15 protein-coding genes are annotated in these 17,427 nt (G+C 62.0%); 4 read left to right on the top strand and 11 right to left on the bottom strand.

The annotated features are described in order from the left end of the window. On the top strand, window positions 1–200 hold a 200-nt coding region (locus VGO04_RS06595; RefSeq protein WP_327495159.1), incomplete at its 5' end, for a hypothetical protein. Between the two features lie 54 nt (window positions 201–254). After that, window positions 255–1,142 carry a UTP--glucose-1-phosphate uridylyltransferase GalU gene (gene galU / locus VGO04_RS06590; protein WP_327495158.1) on the top strand — a complete coding sequence of 296 codons (888 nt, stop codon included), beginning with the start codon at window positions 255–257 and terminating at the stop codon, window positions 1,140–1,142. A gap of 75 nt (window positions 1,143–1,217) precedes the next feature. On the opposite strand, the gene VGO04_RS06585 is transcribed toward galU, so the two are convergent. The 8 genes from VGO04_RS06585 to VGO04_RS06550 all read right to left on the bottom strand — a co-directional run bounded on the left by VGO04_RS06585 (window position 1,218) and on the right by VGO04_RS06550 (window position 10,783). After that, window positions 1,218–2,687, bottom strand: coding sequence for an outer membrane beta-barrel protein (locus VGO04_RS06585; protein WP_327495157.1), 1,470 nt, complete (start codon window positions 2,685–2,687; stop codon window positions 1,218–1,220). Window positions 2,688–2,795: 108 nt separating this feature from the next. Beyond that, window positions 2,796–3,254, bottom strand: a complete 459-nt coding sequence (locus tag VGO04_RS06580) for an NfeD family protein (protein ID WP_327495156.1) — start codon at window positions 3,252–3,254, stop codon at window positions 2,796–2,798. A 3-nt stretch (window positions 3,255–3,257) separates the two neighbouring features. Continuing rightward, complete coding sequence (locus VGO04_RS06575; RefSeq protein WP_327495155.1) at window positions 3,258–4,256, bottom strand: SPFH domain-containing protein; 999 nt, start codon at window positions 4,254–4,256, stop codon at window positions 3,258–3,260. Between the two features lie 200 nt (window positions 4,257–4,456). Further along, window positions 4,457–5,494, bottom strand: a complete 1,038-nt coding sequence (hemH, locus tag VGO04_RS06570) for a ferrochelatase (protein WP_327495154.1) — start codon at window positions 5,492–5,494, stop codon at window positions 4,457–4,459. A 116-nt stretch (window positions 5,495–5,610) separates the two neighbouring features. Beyond that, window positions 5,611–7,485 carry a 5'-nucleotidase C-terminal domain-containing protein gene (locus VGO04_RS06565; protein WP_327495153.1) on the bottom strand — a complete coding sequence of 625 codons (1,875 nt, stop codon included), beginning with the start codon at window positions 7,483–7,485 and terminating at the stop codon, window positions 5,611–5,613. Window positions 7,486–7,715: 230 nt separating this feature from the next. After that, a complete protein-coding gene (gene omp10 / locus VGO04_RS06560) occupies window positions 7,716–8,087 on the bottom strand; it encodes an outer membrane lipoprotein Omp10 (protein WP_327495152.1) in 372 nt (123 codons plus the stop codon). Between the two features lie 172 nt (window positions 8,088–8,259). Further along, a complete protein-coding gene (locus VGO04_RS06555) occupies window positions 8,260–9,711 on the bottom strand; it encodes a homospermidine synthase (RefSeq protein WP_327495151.1) in 1,452 nt (483 codons plus the stop codon). Window positions 9,712–9,904: 193 nt separating this feature from the next. Then, window positions 9,905–10,783, bottom strand: a complete 879-nt coding sequence (locus VGO04_RS06550) for a DUF3445 domain-containing protein (protein ID WP_327495150.1) — start codon at window positions 10,781–10,783, stop codon at window positions 9,905–9,907. A gap of 153 nt (window positions 10,784–10,936) precedes the next feature. Here VGO04_RS06550 and VGO04_RS06545 point away from each other — a divergent pair, with 153 nt between their 5' ends. Then, a complete protein-coding gene (locus VGO04_RS06545; protein ID WP_327495149.1) occupies window positions 10,937–11,887 on the top strand; it encodes a sensor domain-containing diguanylate cyclase in 951 nt (316 codons plus the stop codon). On the opposite strand, the gene VGO04_RS06540 is transcribed toward VGO04_RS06545, so the two are convergent. From VGO04_RS06540 to VGO04_RS06530, 3 genes are read right to left on the bottom strand one after another with little or no spacing between them, the layout of a single operon-like run. After that, window positions 11,852–12,490, bottom strand: a complete 639-nt coding sequence (locus VGO04_RS06540) for an aminotransferase class IV family protein (RefSeq protein WP_327495148.1) — start codon at window positions 12,488–12,490, stop codon at window positions 11,852–11,854. The genes VGO04_RS06545 and VGO04_RS06540 overlap by 36 nt on opposite strands. Continuing rightward, window positions 12,487–13,665, bottom strand: a complete 1,179-nt coding sequence (locus VGO04_RS06535; protein WP_327495147.1) for an aminodeoxychorismate synthase component I — start codon at window positions 13,663–13,665, stop codon at window positions 12,487–12,489. Before VGO04_RS06535 ends, VGO04_RS06540 begins: the two co-directional genes overlap by 4 nt. A gap of 46 nt (window positions 13,666–13,711) precedes the next feature. After that, on the bottom strand, window positions 13,712–15,574 hold the full coding sequence (locus VGO04_RS06530) for a M3 family oligoendopeptidase (protein ID WP_327495146.1): 1,863 nt from the start codon (window positions 15,572–15,574) through the stop codon (window positions 13,712–13,714). Between the two features lie 188 nt (window positions 15,575–15,762). On the opposite strand from VGO04_RS06530, the gene VGO04_RS06525 reads away from it, so the two are divergent. Continuing rightward, window positions 15,763–17,304, top strand: a complete 1,542-nt coding sequence (locus VGO04_RS06525) for a sigma-54 dependent transcriptional regulator (protein ID WP_327495145.1) — start codon at window positions 15,763–15,765, stop codon at window positions 17,302–17,304. Window positions 17,305–17,427 lie beyond the last annotated feature (123 nt).

Here is a 17,427-nt window from a genome sequence, read left to right as displayed (position 1 = left end):
GGATTGCAACGAATCTACAGAAACGTGGTCAACAAACCCTTTACCATGAAATTGTGGTGGCGTCTTCGGCTGCAGAAAATGTCAAGCCTTGGTCGTGGAGTTCGCATATGCATTTGTTTCGTCGGTTCATGCTGTGTTCAGCTGACGGCATAGAGATTGCGGCTCCATTACGGACCGCTGTATGGTTCCGGACGGATTGACGTCCAGGATCATTCGGCAAGACTTATGAGTGAAATCCTTTCAAGGAGGTATCGATGACCGACAAGCGTAAAGTCCGCAAAGCCGTGTTCCCGGTCGCAGGACTGGGCACACGTTTCCTGCCGGCCACCAAGGCCGTGCCGAAGGAAATGCTGACGGTGGTGGACAAGCCGGTCATTCAATATGTGGTCGATGAGGCGCTCGAAGCCGGTATCGAACATCTGATCTTCGTCACTGGCCGCAGCAAGGCGGTCATCGAGGACTATTTCGACATCCAGGTCGAACTCGACCAGACGCTGCGCGAGCGCAACAAGAAGATCGAGATCGAGCTGCTCGACCGCATCCTGCCGAAGGCGGGAACGACCAGCTTCACCCGCCAGCAGGCGCCGCTTGGCCTTGGCCACGCCGTCTGGTGCGCCCGCGATCTCGTCGGCAACGAGCCGTTCGCGCTGCTCTTGCCCGACATGATCATGAAGGGCGAGAAGGGCTGCCTGAAGGGCATGGTCGAGCTCTATGAGCAGAGCGGCGGCAACGTTATCGCCGTTGAGGAATGCGCGCCGGACCAGGCGCACAAGTACGGTATCGTTGGCGTTGGCGACAAGGTCGGCGAAGGTTTCAAGATCACCAAGATGGTCGAGAAGCCGGCACCGGGTACGGCGCCGTCCAACTTCTTCATCAACGGCCGCTACATCCTTCAGCCCGAGATCTTCCCGATCCTCGAAAAGCAGGAGCGCGGCGCCGGCAACGAGATCCAACTGACCGACGGCATGCTGAAGCTCTCCGACAACCAGCAGTTCGCCGCCTATCACTTCCGCGGCGAAACCTATGACTGTGGCGCCAAGGACGGCTTCATCCTGGCGAACGTCGCCTTCGCGCTCGAGCGCGGCGACATCCGCCCGACGGTTGAAGGTCCGCTGAAGAGCCTGCTCGGTGGCCTGAAGTAATCGCTTTCTTCTCAAAGGCACGAAAGGCCGCGTCCGTTGGACGCGGCCTTTTTCGTGCGTGAAAGAAGCTTGCCGTCAGCGACGGAGCGTAAGGCCGACGCCGACACGGGTGATGTCCGTCGTGTTGCCACGGTCGCGGGTTGTGCGCTCGTAACTCACGTCACCGGTGAGTGCCAGGTAGCGGTTGATGTCATAGGTCAGGCCGGCGCCGGTGCGCCAGGTGGTTTCGTCCGACGAGCGGGCGTCCGAGGGGTAGTTGCGCAGCGTCAAGTTGTTCGTCAGCCGCGCAACCAGATCCGAGCGCATCTGATGGGTGATGATGTTGGTGAAGTTGTAGTCGATCGAGCCCGCGTCACCCGGCGTCGTCGACGGATTGAGGTCTGTCGAAACGGCGAAGAGCACATCGGTGCCACGCTGCGGTGACCAGTTCAGGCGACCGTCGACCGAGAGGCCGCTGAGATCGCCAAGCCGGCCGTCCTCGAAATTGTAGGTCTCATATCCAAGGCCGAGCTCGCCATAGAGTTTCTCGCCGAGGTCGAGCTCGATACCACCACGGCCGGCATAGGTCTGGTAGGAGCGCTCAAAGCCGAGCGGATCCGTGCGCAGGTCGTAAAGCGACTTGCCGACGGAGCCTTCGATAAACGGGATCAGCGCTGGTGACAGCTCGTAACCGACCCGGGCGGTCAAGGTTCCGGTGTTGCGGTTGCGGTATTTGACCGAGAGGTTCGTGCCGTTCTCCAACTCGACGTCGCCATAGGTGCGGCGATCGAAATCGATGCCGACCGAACCGCGGATCAGGCCGAAGTCGCGCTCGATAGCGGCGCCGAGGCGATAGGTGTTGACGGCGGACTGATCCTTGGCATTGGAGATCGCGTTCGGGTCGTCGGCGTCTTCGCGCTCGAAGCTGTAGCCGGCGCGCAGGCGCGCGACCGTCTCGTCCCAGAGATCGAGACGCAGTTCAGCATCGACATTGGCGCGCGGTTCTTCCTCGCCTTCGCCGGAGATGTTGTTTTGCAGGACGCCTTCGCCGGTGACGGTCAGCTGGTGACGCGACCAGTCGGAGGTGAGCGTGCCTCGTATTCCGGTTTCGAGATAGCCACGGTTCGTCTTGGTGTCGCCGTCCTTGCGCCATTCGTGGTTGATCGTCTCGCTGACGCTCGGCCGCAGCGTGAATGTGCCGATGCGGATGCCCGGCGCGCGGTCGTATTCGGGGTTGTAGGCGCGCAGCCGCAGGCCGTCGATCGTCGGCTCGCGCTGGTTCTGGCGGAGGTAATCCTCGTTCGAGGCGGGCGTCAGGTCGTCGCTGCTGACGGCGCCGGTGACCTGCGGATCGGTGATCGCGGGCGTCGTGGCCGGTGTCGTGGTTGGCGCGGCCGTCGGCGTCGTGCCCGTGCCAGCGACAACGCCATAGGTGGTTGTCGGCGCCGGTGCCGTCTGGGCGCTCAGCGGAGCGGGGACCAATAGAGCGGTGCCGGCCAAAAGCAGCGCCAGCAACGTCGAACGCCGCGCGTCTCCCCTGGTCGAGCGAAATGAGCCTGGCACCATATGCCGTTTGTCCACGAGCCTGATTGCAATCCTTTCGCAATCGTAAAGCGACGTGGTTAAGCAATCGTTTCCAGCTTGAAAAAACGTCGTGGCAGCAGCCGCTTATTGTCAGGCGCTTTCGACGGTCAGGTTGCGCCCGTGGGTGGAAACGACGCGCACCCGTGCACCGACGGGTAGGTCCGGTCCCTCGACGATCCAGAACGTGTCGTCCAGACGGATACGCCCTCGGCCTTCGGCGATCGGCTTTTCCAGCACGGCGGTGCGACCGACCAGGCTTTCGGCGCGCTGGTTCAGCAGCGGCTCGTCCGTCGTTTCGGACGAGGAGAGAACAAAGCGGCGGCCAAGCAAAACAGTGGCCACCGACAACAGGGCAAAGAGCACGAGCTGGACCTGCCACGTCCAGAGGCCGACGTCCCACAGCAAAAGCGAGAGGATGCCGACAATGAGTGCGGCAAGGCCGATCCAGATCAGGAACACGCCCGGAGCGACGAGTTCGGCTGCGAGAAGCACGAAGCCCAGAACCCACCAGCTCCAGGGCCCGAGCTCTTGAATGGCGCTTTTGATCATCGCCTATTTTCCTTGCGAAGGATCTGCCGATACCGCGGGCGTGGTGCGCGGCGTCGATTGCCGCGGACGGGCTGCCGAGGCGGCTGCGCCATCGCTGAAGACTTCCTTGGCAATCGCACCGATGCCGCCGAGCGAACCGATCAGGGCGGAGGCTTCCATCGGCATTAGGATAACCTTCTGGTTATTGGCGGTGCCGATCGCGGCGAGCGCTTCGGTATACTTCTGGGCAACGAAGTAGTTGATCGCCTGTACGTCGCCGGACGCGATGGCATCGGAGACCATCCTTGTCGCCTTGGCTTCGGCTTCCGCCAGGCGTTCGCGCGCTTCGGCGTCGCGAAACGCCGCTTCGCGCTGGCCTTCGGCCTGCAGGATCGCCGACTGCTTGGCGCCTTCGGCACGCAGGATCTGCGCGTTTCTCGATCCTTCCGCCTCCAGAACCTGGGCGCGTTTTTCGCGCTCGGCTTTCATCTGGCGGGCCATGGCGTCGACGAGATCCTTCGGCGGTGCGATGTCCTTGATCTCGACACGGGTGATCTTGATGCCCCAGGGATTGGCCGCTTCGTCAACGACGTGCAGCAGCCTGTCGTTGATCGTGTCGCGGTTGGAGAGCAGCTCGTCGAGGTCCATCGAGCCCATGACGGAGCGGATGTTGGTCATCGTCAGGTTGAGGATGGCGTTTTCGAGATTGGCGACCTGATAGGCCGCCTGTGCCGCGTTCAGCACCTGATAAAAGGCGACGGCATCCGCCGAGACGCTGGCGTTGTCCTTGGTGATGACTTCCTGGGTCGGAACGTCGAGCACCTGCTCCATCACGTTCATCTTCGCGCCGATGCGGTCGATGAAGGGAACGATCAGGTTCAGGCCCGGTTCCAGCGTTTTCGTGTAACGACCGAAGCGCTCGATGGTGTAGCGGTAGCCCTGCGGTACCGTCTTGATCCCCATGAAGAGGACCAGGATGATGAGAACCACAAAACCAATGACGACGATATCCATTCCGCCCAAGACATACCCCCTTAAATTGTAAGCGCGACCTGAGGCTGCACTCTAGCGCATTCCGTTTCCCTTCGGAATCGGTTTCCGCGGATTGCGCGTAGTTTCAAAACGTTAGAATGGCGCAGACGTGAGTTGACGCTGGCGCTTCTCGTTCATCCAGAGGTGGTGATTGCCTACCCGTTTTCAAGCGGGTGCTGCAAAGAACAGCTTCAGAGCCAGCCGGCCAGTTCGCGGCGCACGACGTGTTTAAGCACGGCCATGCCTTCGGCACTGTCGTTGAGACAGGGGATGTGAGCGAATTTCTCGCCGCCATTGTGGTGGAAGCTCTCGGCCGCCTGCTCGGCGATCTCCTCCAGCGTTTCCAGACAGTCGGAAACGAAGCCGGGGTTGAGGACGGCGATGCGCTTGACGCCGTCCTGCGCGAGCTTCTCGACCGTCTTGTCGGTGTATGGCTGAAGCCATTCCTCGGGGCCGAAGCGCGACTGGAACGTCACCTGCAGCTTCTCCTTCGACCAGCCGAGCTTTTCGCGCAGCAGGCGCGCTGTCTTCTGGCACTGGCAGTAGTAGGGGTCGCCCTTGTCGAAATAGCTCTTCGGGATGCCGTGGAAGGAGGTCAGAACCACTTCCGGCTCCCAGTCGAGCGTCGCCAGGTGACGCGTAATCGAAGTCGCCAGCGCGTCGATATAGACGGGGTCGTCGTGGTAGGGCGGAACGGTGCGCAGCGCCGGCTGCCAGCGCATTTTCAGGAGCGCCTCGAAGGCCTTGTCGTTGACGGTCGCCGTGGTGGCGGCTGCATATTGCGGATAGAGCGGGAAGACGAGGATGCGTTCGCATCCGGCCTTCTGCAGCGCTTCCATGCGCGAGGCGATCGAGGGCTGGCCGTAGCGCATGCCCCAATCGACGATCACGTTGGGCTGGTCGGCGAAGGTCTCGGCCATCAGCTTGGCCTGGTTGCGGGTGTAGGTCCGAAGGTAGCTCTCGTTCAGATCCTTGTTCCAGATCATCTCATAGGCCTTGCCGACCTTGCCGGGGCGGGTGTTGAGCACGATGCCGAAAAGGATCGGATACCAGAACAGCCGCGACCACTCGATCACCCGGCGGTCGGTCAGGAATTCCTTCAGGTAGCGGCGCATCGAGGTGTAGTCGGTGCCGTCGGGCGTGCCCAGATTGACCAGGAGAACGCCGACCTTTCCGGATTTGATGGAAGGGTGGTTGGCGGGGGTGGACGTGGCAAGCTGTTCGGTCATCTCGGTCCTCGTCGGCCCCGTTCAATCGGGGCACTGCCTTCGGTTTCAAATCCTTCTAAAAAGAAAAGCCGGCGCGGGGAAGCCCGCGCCGGCTCTGAAAGTAGAGGCAAATTGTCTTACTTTGCCGGAATCTCCAGTTCCGTGCCGACATGCAGGTGGCGCGGCGCCGGCTTTCCGTTGGCTTCGGAGATCTTGGCCCAGAGCGCTCCATCGCCGTAGAACGACTTGGCAAGATCCCAGAGCGTGTCGCCCTTGGCGATCACGTGCTTCTGCGGACCGGAAGCCGGGGTGGTGGCTGCGGCCCCCGCAGCCGGCTGGGTCGCCGTAGCGTCTGCGGCCGGCTTTGCTTCCGCTGCCGGTTCTGCTGTCGAAGCGCCTGCGGTCGAAGCGACCTCGGTGATGCGGCCATCGGTGTAGGGCTTGAACGGCTGATGGGCTGCAAGGTAGTCGGCGAGCACGGTTTCGAGGCCCGGACCGTAGTCGTAGGCGTTTTCGCCCTTTGCCTTGAAGACGCTGTAGCCGTCACCGCCGTTGCGCATGTAGTTGTTGGTGACGAGCGAGTAGGTCTTGGCCGGATCGAGCGCCACGTAGCCTTCGCCTTCCTTCACCTCGACCTTGACGACGCGGCTGCCGACCGGCTTCGACTTGTCGAAGGAGAACTTCATGCCCGCCACCTGCGGGAAGCGGCCGCCGGCTTCCTCAAGCTTGCTGAGGCCGTTTTCCAGCGCCTCGCGGATGCCGTCGCCCTTGATCTGGAAGGTCGCCACCGTGTTCTGGAACGGCAGCACGGTGATGGCTTCGCCCATCGAAACGTCGCCGGCGTCGATGGAAGCACGCAGGCCGCCGCCGTTGGTGATGGCGATCGTCACGCCCTGACCCTTGACGCGATCAAGCATGGCGTCAGCGACGAGGCTGCCCATCTCGCATTCCTTGGCGCGGCAATTTTCACGCTTGCCGTCGATGGGCGCTTCGGTCTTGGCGATGATCTTGTTGCGCAGTTCCTCGATCGGCTTGCCGAGTTCGGCGACACGTGCCAGCACGGCCTCATCCGGCTTGACCGAGCTGTCGACCAGGATCGGATCGCCCTTGGCAGCCTTGACGACGCCCTTGTCGTCGAAGGTCACGACGAGATCGCCGAGATACTTGGAGTAGGAACCCGCCTGGACGACCGGGACCTTGTAGCCGCCGGGATTGTCGACCATCGTCGGATAGGGGCCTTCGGCCTTTTCGTCGGTGTTCGACAGCAGGCTGTGCGAGTGACCGCCAACGACGACGTCGACGTCGGGGATCTTGGCGATTGCCGCCAGATCGCGCGGGTAGCCGACGTGGGTCAGCGCAATGATCTTGTCGACGCCCTGCTTCTTCAGCTCCTCGACCGCAGCGGTCGTGGTCGAGACATCGTCGCCGATCAGGATATCCGGGCCGGGGGAGGAGAGTTCCGGCGTGTCGTTGGCAACGGCGCCGACGATGCCGATCTTCTGTCCGCCGACGTCGAGCACGATCGACGGCTTGATGCGGTCGCCGATCTTCGACTTGAAGCTCGGGAGCACGTTGGCGGTAACGACCGGGAAGGCGATCTTGTCGAGGAAGCCGGCCAGGCCGTCTTCGCTCTCGTCGAATTCATGGTTGCCGACGGTCATGGCGTCGAACTTCATCAGGTTGAGGAACTCGGCCTCGGCCAGGCCCTTGTAGGTGGTGAAGAACAGCGAGCCCTGGAAGTTGTCGCCGGCGTTCAGGAGCAGCGTGTTCTTGCCGGAGAGTTCCTGGCGCTTCTGGTCGATCAGAGCCTTCAGGCGGGCGACGCCGCCGAAGCACTCGTTCTTGCCTTCCTCTTCCGCCGAGCAGGTCGAATCGAACTTGTTGATCGATTCGATGCGCGAATGCAGGTCGTTGATGTGCAGGATGTTCAATTCATAATCGGCGAAGGCTGCGCCCGAGGAAAGGGCAAGGATGGACGCGGTCATCAGGCCGGTCCGCACGTGTCTGATCATGATGTTCTCCTGTTTTGCCTGTTTTCGTCCGACCGTCTCCGGAGCCGTCAGACGGATCCGGTCCCCACGATCGGGGTGGCTTTGCCGGGGCGGATGTTTTCATCACTTGGAGGCGACTTCAAGCGCTAAAACCATGCCCGGGTTGTCGGGTTTACCGTTAAGGTTAAGTCGCGGCCCGCAAACGAAAAAAGCCTCCTGGCGGAGGCTTTCGTAGTTGCTTGTTTTCTGTTTTAGCCGCGACGCGCGAGCGAGAACTGCGCACCGGCGTCGGTGGTGCAGTTCAGCTGGTTCTGCGTGACGAGCGCACAGTTGACCTTGGACTGCGTGTTGCGCACCAGCGAGGTCATGTTGATCTCGACGAGCGTCGGGCTCGACTTGGTGTAGTTGCCCGAGGCGAGCAGCTGGTTGGTGTCGGTCGTGCGGGTCGAGAACGTGCCGCCCGCAAAGGTGGAGACAATGCCGTTCGGATCGACCCAGGAGCCTTCGATGCCGCTTGCCTGTTGCACGGGCGGGCCGCCCCCATCGTAGACCCGGGGCGACGACTGGCAGGAGGCCAGGGCGGCCGCGGTTGCGAGTAGGGTCAGAGCTGCGACTGGCTTCATAGGCGATTTCCCCCGCGTTGGGCCGAGCGGATTGTTTCAATCCGGCTGACCATGCCGCGATCATGAGTTGAAAGCAAGAGCAGCACGGTGCTGCCTCGGGCTTTTCCGTTACGGGCAAAAAAGCCCGGGGCACGCTTGCGCCCCGGGCCGGATGATGTGTCGTGTCAGAAGCTTAGCGAACGAGGATGTTCTTGAACTGCCACGGATCCTTGGTGTCGATGTCCTCCGGGAAGAGGCCCGGGCGGCCGTCGAGCGGGGTCCAGTCCGTGTAGTGACCTTCGACCGGGCCGAGGTACTGCAGCTGCACTTCGAGGCACCGCTTGTAGTCCATTTCGTCGGCTTCGACGATGCCGGACTTCGGGTTCTCGATGGCCCAGACCATGCCGGCGAGAACCGCGGAGGTTACCTGCAGGCCGGTGGCGTTCTGGTAAGGAGCGATGCGGCGGGTTTCCTCGAGCGACAGGCGCGAACCGAACCAATAGGCGTTCTTGTCGTGGCCATAGAGCAGCACGCCAAGTTCGTCGACGCCGTCGACCAGTTCCTTTTCGTCAAGGACGTGGTGCACCGGCTGGGCGTTGCCGCCGTTGCCGAACATCTCGTGCAGCGACAGAACGGCGTCGTTGGCCGGATGGTAGGCGTAGTGGCAGGTCGGGCGGTAGCTTACTTCGCCGTCCTTGTCGCGAACGGTGAAGAAGTCCGAGATCGAGATCGCTTCGTTGTGGGTGACGAGGAAGCCGTACTGCGGACCCGGCGTCGGGCACCAGGTGCGCACGCGGGTGTTGGCGCCCGGCTGCTCCAGGTAGATCGCCGCCTTGCAGCCCTTCTTGTGCTTCTTGGCGTTCTTCGGCATCCAGTTCTCGTGGGTGCCCCAGCCGAGTTCAGCCGGCTGCAGACCTTCCGAGATAAAGCCTTCGACCGACCAGGTGTTCCAGAAGGTGTTGAACGGCTTCGGGTTCTTGGTGCGCTGGGTGTCGCGCTCGGCGATGTGAACGCCCTTGACGCCGACCTTCTTCATCAGCTTCGCCCAGCCTTCGCGGTCGTCCTGATGCGGTTCGTCGTACTTCACGCCGAGGTCGTTGGCGAGGTTCAGGAGGCCCTGCTTGACGAACCAGGACACCATGCCCGGGTTGGCGCCGCAGGTGGAAACCGCGGTCGTGCCGCCCGGGTTCTTTTCCTTTTCCTTGCGCACGGTTTCGCGCAGCGCGTAGTTGGTGCGCTCGGAATTGTCCATTTCGGCGTCAAAGTAAAAGCCGAGCCACGGCTCTACGACCGTGTCGATGTAGAGAACGTCGAGCTTGCGGCACAGCTTCATCAGGTCGAGCGAGCCGGTATCGACCGACAGGTTGACGCAGAAGCCCTGGCCTTCACCTTCGGTCAGGAGCGGCTTCAGCAGTTCCTTGTAGTTGTCCTTCGTCACATGAGCGCGGACGTGACGTACGCCGTGACGCTCGAAAATCTCGTTGTCGCCGGCATCTTCACGGGGTTCGACCACGATCAACCGGTTCTTGTCGTATTTGAAGTGGCGCTCGATCAGCGGCAAGGTGCCGCGACCGATCGAGCCGAAACCGATCATGACGACCGGACCGGTGATCTCGCCGTAAACCGGATAGGTGGTATCTGCCATTTTTGTCTTACTCCTGAGAAAACTTCCCTGTGACGGTGGATAACGAAGCATGAGGAAGCGGCTGGCGCCGCTGTTCCAGCTCGATGGGTGTGCCGCAGCGGCTCTTGGTGCCCATTGGGCACGCGGGCGCTGTAGAGCATAGATTGCTGTCACAATAAAGAGCCGGAAGGTCAACCGCTATTTGAGGGCGTGCTTAACCGGCGATCGAAATCAGGGCTGACACCAGCGAGTCGCGCTTGCTGACGAGCCCCTTGTATGCCGCTTGTGGCAAAGTCAGGCTGCGCAACTGTTCGACAAAGGAAAGCGCCAGGGCGGCGGCGTCGGGGCGGGTCCTCAGCAGCGACAGCGGGTCGGAATAGATGCGGATGGTGAAGACGAGCGCGCCGGTCTCCGGCAGCTTGCGCAAGGTCTGCCGTTCGATGCGGATGAAGGTGCGCTCCTCCGTAAGCGCAATCGCTTCGGCGGCGACGCCCTCGGATTTCGATTTCGGCAGGTGCAGTCCGCCATCGACATTGACCGCCCAGTTGAAGCGCTCGACGAAGCGACCGGGCGGCAGATTGTCGAACATGCGGGCGATCAGCTCGGCGTTGCGGGTCCCATGCTCGAAGCCCGGGACCGGCGTGTGGATTTCGTCCATGGTGCGGCCGTATTTTTCGCCGAGCGACCAGGAGGAAGGGAAGGCGACATAACCGGCCTTGAGACGCCAGCCGTCGTCGTCCCTTATCATGATCACCAGATCGTCCTGAACGAGGGAGCCGGCAATGACGAGCGGAGCGTCGCCCTCAAGCGCCACACGCTCGCCGCCGACGACCATGGTGTTGCCGTCGCGTCGGTAGATCTCGGGAAATCGCGCTGCGAGGTGGTCGGAGAGAACGGCGAGCAGTTCGCGTTGCGCGTCTTCGCTGCCGTCGGCCGCGGCGAAGACTGTGCTGCGCGCTTGTCTCAGTAGGCGCTTTTTTTCGTCCAGATAATGCTTCAGCTGTTCGTCAGGCTCGATCCAGCGATCGGGATCAAGCTGGGCAAGGCCAATCGTGAAGGGTTTGGAGGAACCGTCGTAGGGCGTATGCTTCATGCTGAGCGGCCGCTCCGGGCTGTGATTTAACCATATTCCCTATCGTTTCGCACGGTGCACCGCTTGTCACAAGCGCTTCGTGCTATAGCTTCGTAGGAAGCACCCGCTTCGCGCCATGATTGATAGTTGTACGACCCGGAGGCGTGACAGACCGTGAACGGTAGTCATCTCAAGGCCCTTGCGGCCCTTCAGAGTAAAACACCCGTGCTGATCGCGCTTTACGATCAGCATGATCGATTGCGTTTTGCCAATCCGGCGTTCCGCGCCGCTTACCATGTCGGCCCGGAAGAGAGCCCCACGTGGGAAGAAATCATGCGCCGGAACCACGCTGCCGGTCACGGAACGATCCTGAAGACAGAAGACATCGATGCCTGGATCGCCTCGACGATGCACCGGCGCGGCAAGGTTCCGTTCCGCGCCATGGAAACGGACCTGCATGACGGTCGCTGGATGTGGATGACGGAGACGGTGGATGCGGATGGTTGCATGCTGTGCATCGCCGTGGATGTCACGACGATCCATGCGGAAGAACGCGAACTCAGGCAGGACCGCGACTTCGCGCTTCGGGCAGCTCAGGTCGATGAACTGACGAGCGTTCCCAACCGCCGCTACACGATGGGGCGGCTCACCGAGTTTGTCGCCAATTGCGCTGAAAATCCGCATATGTGGGGTTGCGTGGCAATCATCGACATCGACTACTTCAAGGCGATCAACGATCGCCATGGACATCAGCGCGGCGACGAGGTGCTGCTCGACTTTGCGCGCCAGATGCAGGAGTTCGTGCGCCGCTCGGATTGCTTCGGCCGGATCGGCGGCGAGGAGTTCATGCTCATCCTGCCGGATACCACCATCAGCGAGGGTAACCGTATTCTCGACCGCCTGCTCGAACGGGTCAGGAGTTCCCGGCCGCTCGAGAACATTCCGGAGTTCTTCTACACCTGCTCTGTCGGCGTTGCGGAGTATCGCGACGGCGATTCGGTCACCGACCTCTATGCGCGAGCCGACCAGGCGCTCTATCTTGCCAAGCGCGATGGCAGGGATCGCGTCAGACGCTACACGCTGCCGGGATCAGACCAGGAGGTTCACCCGGATCAGGCCCCGTAACGAATTGCCGACATAAAGGTTACCGCCGGCCATATCAGCTGGCGAGAGCCGTGCCACGCGTGCGCGCCGCTGGCAGATCAGTTCGGTACGAAGCACGCCGGCAAGCAGTCCGCAGGCAATCGGCGGCGTCTTCAGGACGCCACTGCCGTCATCGAGGAAAACCGAGGTGATCGTGCCCTCGCAAACCTCGCCCTTTTCGTTGAGCAGAAGAACCTCGTCGGCCTCTCCAGCCGCGAACTCGGCCCGCGCCGCTTCATAGATCATCCGCCGGCTGGTCTTGTAGCGCAGCAGCGGATCGCGGGAATCAAGGCGCGTTTTGGCGATCCGCACCTGCCAGAGCGTATCGGCAGGAAGGGGCACGAAGGGCGCGGTCTTGACGTCGATGCGACCGTCGGGGAAGAGCTCGAGACGAACGCGCAGTGCCTCCCCGGCACTCAGGCCCGCGTTTGCCACCGCATCCACCAATGCCGTTTCGGCAGTTTCCGCGCCCGGAATTGCCAGCCGCCGGGCCGAGCGCTTCAACCGGGCGAGATGCAGACGCAACCGAACGAAACCATTGTCACGCTCGTAGCGCAGGGTCTCTATCAGCGAAAAATCCGTCATTGCGCGATCTCGTCATCGCCGAGCGCGATATTATCGTCGCCGACGGCGAAGCGAGCTTTCAACAGGCATTCGTCGTACTCGGATTGGGCATTGCTATCGAAGACGATACCGCCGCCGACATTGAAAACCGCCTCGCCATTGTCAAACAGCGAGATCGTCCGGATTGCCACGCTGAAGCGCATCACGCCGTTCGGTGCGATGAAGCCGATGGCGCCGCAATAGGCGTCGCGCGGACCGTCTTCCAGGTCGTGCAGGATTTCCATGGCCCGGATCTTCGGCGCGCCGGTAATCGAACCGCAAGGGAAAAGGGCCGCGAAGATGTCGGTGAGGCCGATCCCGGGCAGGAGCTTGGCGCGGACGTGGCTTACCATCTGATGCACCGTCGGATAGGTCTCGATCTCGAAGAGCTTGGGCACGTCGAGCGTGCCGACTTCGGTGATGCGCGAGATGTCGTTGCGCAGGAGATCGACGATCATCCGGTTTTCGGCTTGCGTCTTTTCATCGGCGCGCATGGCGGCGATGATCTCGGCGTCTTCCGCGGCCGTCGCGCCGCGCTTGGCCGTGCCCTTCATCGGATGCGTTTCGATCCAGCCGTCGGTGTCGACGCGGAAGAACAGTTCCGGCGAGCGCGAGAGCAGGACCGGACCGTCGAGCGCCACCAGCGCACCGTATTTCACCGGTTGGCGGTCGATCAGCGACCAGAAGGCGGCGCGTGGGTCGCCGGACCAGCGGGCGCGGATCGGCATCGTCAGGTTGGCCTGATAGCAATCGCCCTGCCGCAGGTGCTGGTGGAGGCGATCGAAGCGCGTGCGGTAGGTGTCGAAATCCCAGCCGGCGCGCGGTTCGCTCAGAAAGGGCTCGTTCTCCGTTCGGCGCTGCGGCTCCGAAAGCGGGTGGTCTTCCAGGGGCGCGTCGAAGATGCCGAAAGACATCAACGGCGTCTCGCGCCCTTCCTCGGCAAAGCCTGCAAGCTTTTCCTCGAAGAGATGGCCGGCTTCATAGGCCATGAAACCGGCAATCCATTTGCCTGACCTGTGGGCACGCTCGAGTTCCGAAAGTCCGCGGGCGAATTCGGCTTTCGTGCGGGCCGTGATGACGCGGGAAGGTTCAGCGAAAACCGTGGTGCGGTTTTCGCTGTCGTCCCGGAAAAGCACATAGGGTGCGGTATTGCTCATATAGTCGTCTTGCCGATCGCGGTGCGATCCGGTTGCCCGGACCGGATCAGGCCTTATCAAGCGCTTCGAGTTCGTCGATGAGCCCTTCGATCATCGACAGTCCCTGTGCCCAGAACGACGGGTCGGTGGCGTCGAGGCCGAAGGGGGCGAGCAGCTCGGAGTGATGCTTGGTGCCACCGGCCTTGAGAAGCTCGAAGTACTTCTCCTGGAAGCCTTTTTCGGCATTCTGATAGACGGCATAGAGCGAGTTTACCAGGCAGTCGCCGAAGGCATAGGCGTAGACATAGAACGGCGAGTGGATGAAGTGAGGGATATAGGCCCAATAGGTCTCGTAGCCCTCCGAAATGCGGATCGCCGGGCCGAGGCTCTCGTTTTGAACCGACAGCCACAACGTGCCGATATCGTCGGCGGTCAGCTCGCCTTCCTTGCGGGCGGTGTGCACCTTGCGCTCGAACTCGTAGAAGGCGATCTGGCGCACGACCGTGTTGATCATGTCCTCGACCTTCTGGGAGAGCATGGCCTTGCGCTCGCGCTTGTCCTTCGTCTGGTCGAGCAGGGCGCGGAAGGTCAGCATCTCGCCGAAGACGGACGCGGTTTCTGCCAGCGTCAGCGGGGTCGAGGCCATCAGCGCGCCCTGGCCGCCGGCAAGCACCTGGTGCACGCCGTGGCCGAGCTCGTGGGCGAGCGTCATGACGTCGCGCGGCTTGCCCATGTAATTGACGAGGACGTAAGGGTGAGCCGACGGCACCGTTGGATGGGCGAAGGCGCCCGGTGCCTTGCCGGGGCGCACCGGTGCGTCGATCCAGCGTTCGTCAAAGAAGCGGCGGGCGATCGCCGCCATCTCCGGATCGAAGGCATTGTAGGCCGAAAGCACGGTTTCCTTGGCCTCGTTCCACGAGATCAACGCGTTCGGCGTTTCGGGCAGCGGCGCGTTGCGGTCCCAGAAATCCATGGCGTCCATGCCGAGCCACTTTGCCTTCATTGCGTAGTAGCGATGCGACAGCCGTGGATAGGCCGATTTGACGGCTTCAGCCAGGGCGTCGACGACCTCGCGTTCGACGCGGTTGGCCAGGTGTCGGCTGTCGGCGATATCTTCAAAGCCGCGCCAGCGGTCGGAGATTTCCTTGTCCTTGGCAAGCGTGTTGGTGATCAGCGTGAAAGTGCGGATGTTGGCCTTGAAGGTTTCGGCAAGCGCCATCGCCGCCTTCTTGCGAACGGTGCTGGAGGGGTCCTGCAAGAGGTTCAAAGCGACTTCGAGGGGCACTGTCTCGCCGTCGATGTTGAAGGTCAGGCTTGCCATCGTCTCATCGAAAAGACGGTTGAAAGCAGCCGCACCGGTCATCGACTTTTCAAGGAAGAGCTGCTCCAGCTTGTCGTCGAGCTGGTAGGGCTTGTCCTTGCGCAGGTCTGTGAGCCACGGCTTGTAGTGGGCGGCAAGCGCGTCGTCTTCCAGCGCCTTGTCGAGGATCGCGTCGTCGATCCGGTTCAGCTCCAGCGAGAAGAACAGGAGATGCGCCGACATGTCGGTGAGCTTCGACTGCACGTCGCCGTAGAGCTTGCCGTTCTCGGGCTTCGAGGTATCCGAAAAGTAAGTGAGGCCCGCAAAGGAGGCGAGACGGCCCATGACGTCTTCAAGCGCTTCGAACTCGCGGACGGCGGCGCCGATGCCATCGTCGCCGCTCTTTGCCGCGGCCTCAGACAGCTTGCCCTTCCACTTGGTCTCGAACGCGAGTGCGTCGGCCTCGGCCTTCTTCATATCGTTGCGAAATGCATCCGAAGTGGCAGAGGGATAGAGGTCCTCCAGCCGCCAGGACGGCAGGTCGCCGAGATCCACAGCGGCGGCGCCATGGCTCTGGCCGGCGGCCGCGCGGATAACGAGTTGCTCAGGGGCGAAGGGGCGGAAGGTCATCGTCGGATTTCTCTCGTTCGTGACAGGAAGAGGCAAGCGGTATGGGATCCATTGCTATCGCCGGCAATGGATAAAATGCAAGCATTTCTCAAAACATGATGTTCAGCCCTTTATGGCACAGATGCCTGACGTGATTTGGCACATGAGGTTGGCCAAAGTGTACCGCGTGTCCAGAGCAGGAGGCTTTCGTGACATCACATATTCTGGTCATTGATGACGATCCGGTGCAGCGCCGGTTGCTGACGAACATGATCGAGCGCCTCGGTCATGTGGCGCATCTCGCCGACAACGGTCGCAGCGGGTTGGAGCTGCTCGAGCGCAAGGGGGGGATGATCAACGTCATCCTTCTCGATCTGCTGATGCCGGAAATGAACGGCCATGGCTTCCTCGAAGCGCTGGCTGAGCGCGGCGTCGACACGCCCGTCATCGTCCAGACCGGACAGGGCGGCATCGAGACGGTGGTGCACGCGATGCAGGCGGGCGCCTTCGACTTCCTGGTGAAGCCCGTCTCGCCCGAGCGGCTGTCGGTGGCGATCGGCAACGCGCTGAAGATGGCGAGCCGTGACGGCAAGGTCAAAACCTCGCGTCGTCCACGCGGCGGCGCCGTCGGTTTCGAGGACATCGTTTCGGCGAGCCCGGCGATGATCCGGGTGATCGATCTGGCACGCCGGGCCGCACAGTCCAACATTCCGATCGTGCTTGAGGGCGAATCCGGCGTCGGCAAGGAAATGGTGGCGCGTGCCATCCAGTCGGCAAGCGACCGGACCGGCAAGCCCTTTATCACTGTCAACTGTGGCGCCATCCCGCACAATCTGGTCGAGAGCATTCTTTTCGGCCATGAGAAGGGTGCATTTACCGGGGCGACCGAAAAGCACACCGGCAAGTTCGTGGACGCCGACGGCGGCACGCTGTTCCTCGACGAGATCGGCGACCTGCCGCTTGAGGTCCAGGTGAAGCTCTTGCGTGCCGTGCAGCAGGGCGAGATCGAAACGATCGGCGCGCGCCATCCGCAGAAGGTCAATGTCCGGCTGATCTCGGCCACCAACAAGGACCTGATCAACGAGGTGCGCGAAGGGCGCTTCCGCGAGGACCTTTATTATCGCCTCAATGTTTTCCCGATCACCATTCCGGCGCTGCGCCGGCGCAAGGAGGACATCCCGGTGCTGGTGCGCTCCTTCGTCGAGCGCTTCGCCGCCGAGCAACGACTAAACCAGCCGCTCAACGTCTCCTCCGGCGCGCTCGCGCTTCTGACCGCCTATGACTGGCCGGGCAACATCCGCCAGCTCGAAAATGCGATCTTCCGCGCCGTCGTGCTTGCCGAGGGCAACGAACTGACGGTCAAGGACTTTCCGCAGATCGCGACCCAGATCCCAGGCTACGTCGTTTCCGACCGTGTCGGCTTCTCCTGGGGCGAGGCTGGTCCCGAGCGTGCAGCGGCAAACGAGCACGTGTCGAACGTCTATCCCGATTTCGCCAGTGCCGCGAAAACGATGGAGGGCGAGGCCCCGCACGACCCGCGGCTCGACAATGCGATCGCCAGCGTCGACGAGGGTGGCGATGTGCGCAAGCTCGCCGAAGTGGAAGAGGAACTGATTCGTTTCGCGCTAAAATTCTACCGCGGCCAGATGAGCCAGGTGGCGCGCAAGCTCGGAATCGGCCGCTCGACCCTTTACCGCAAGCTCAAGGACTATGGCATCGATCCCGACAACCCCTTGAGAGAGGCGGCTTAAAATCGACGCATTCACTCTTCATTAGCCGTGTTATTCCGTCACCGCCGTTTAGACCTTGTTAGTGAAGTGTTCACTATATTATAAGGGGCGGTGACGACTGTGGCATATTTGCCATGCTGTCAC

The organism is Ensifer sp. (assembly GCF_035999185.1).
GTDB lineage: Bacteria > Pseudomonadota > Alphaproteobacteria > Rhizobiales > Rhizobiaceae > Ensifer.
This window is presented reverse-complemented; position numbering and strand designations above follow the sequence as displayed.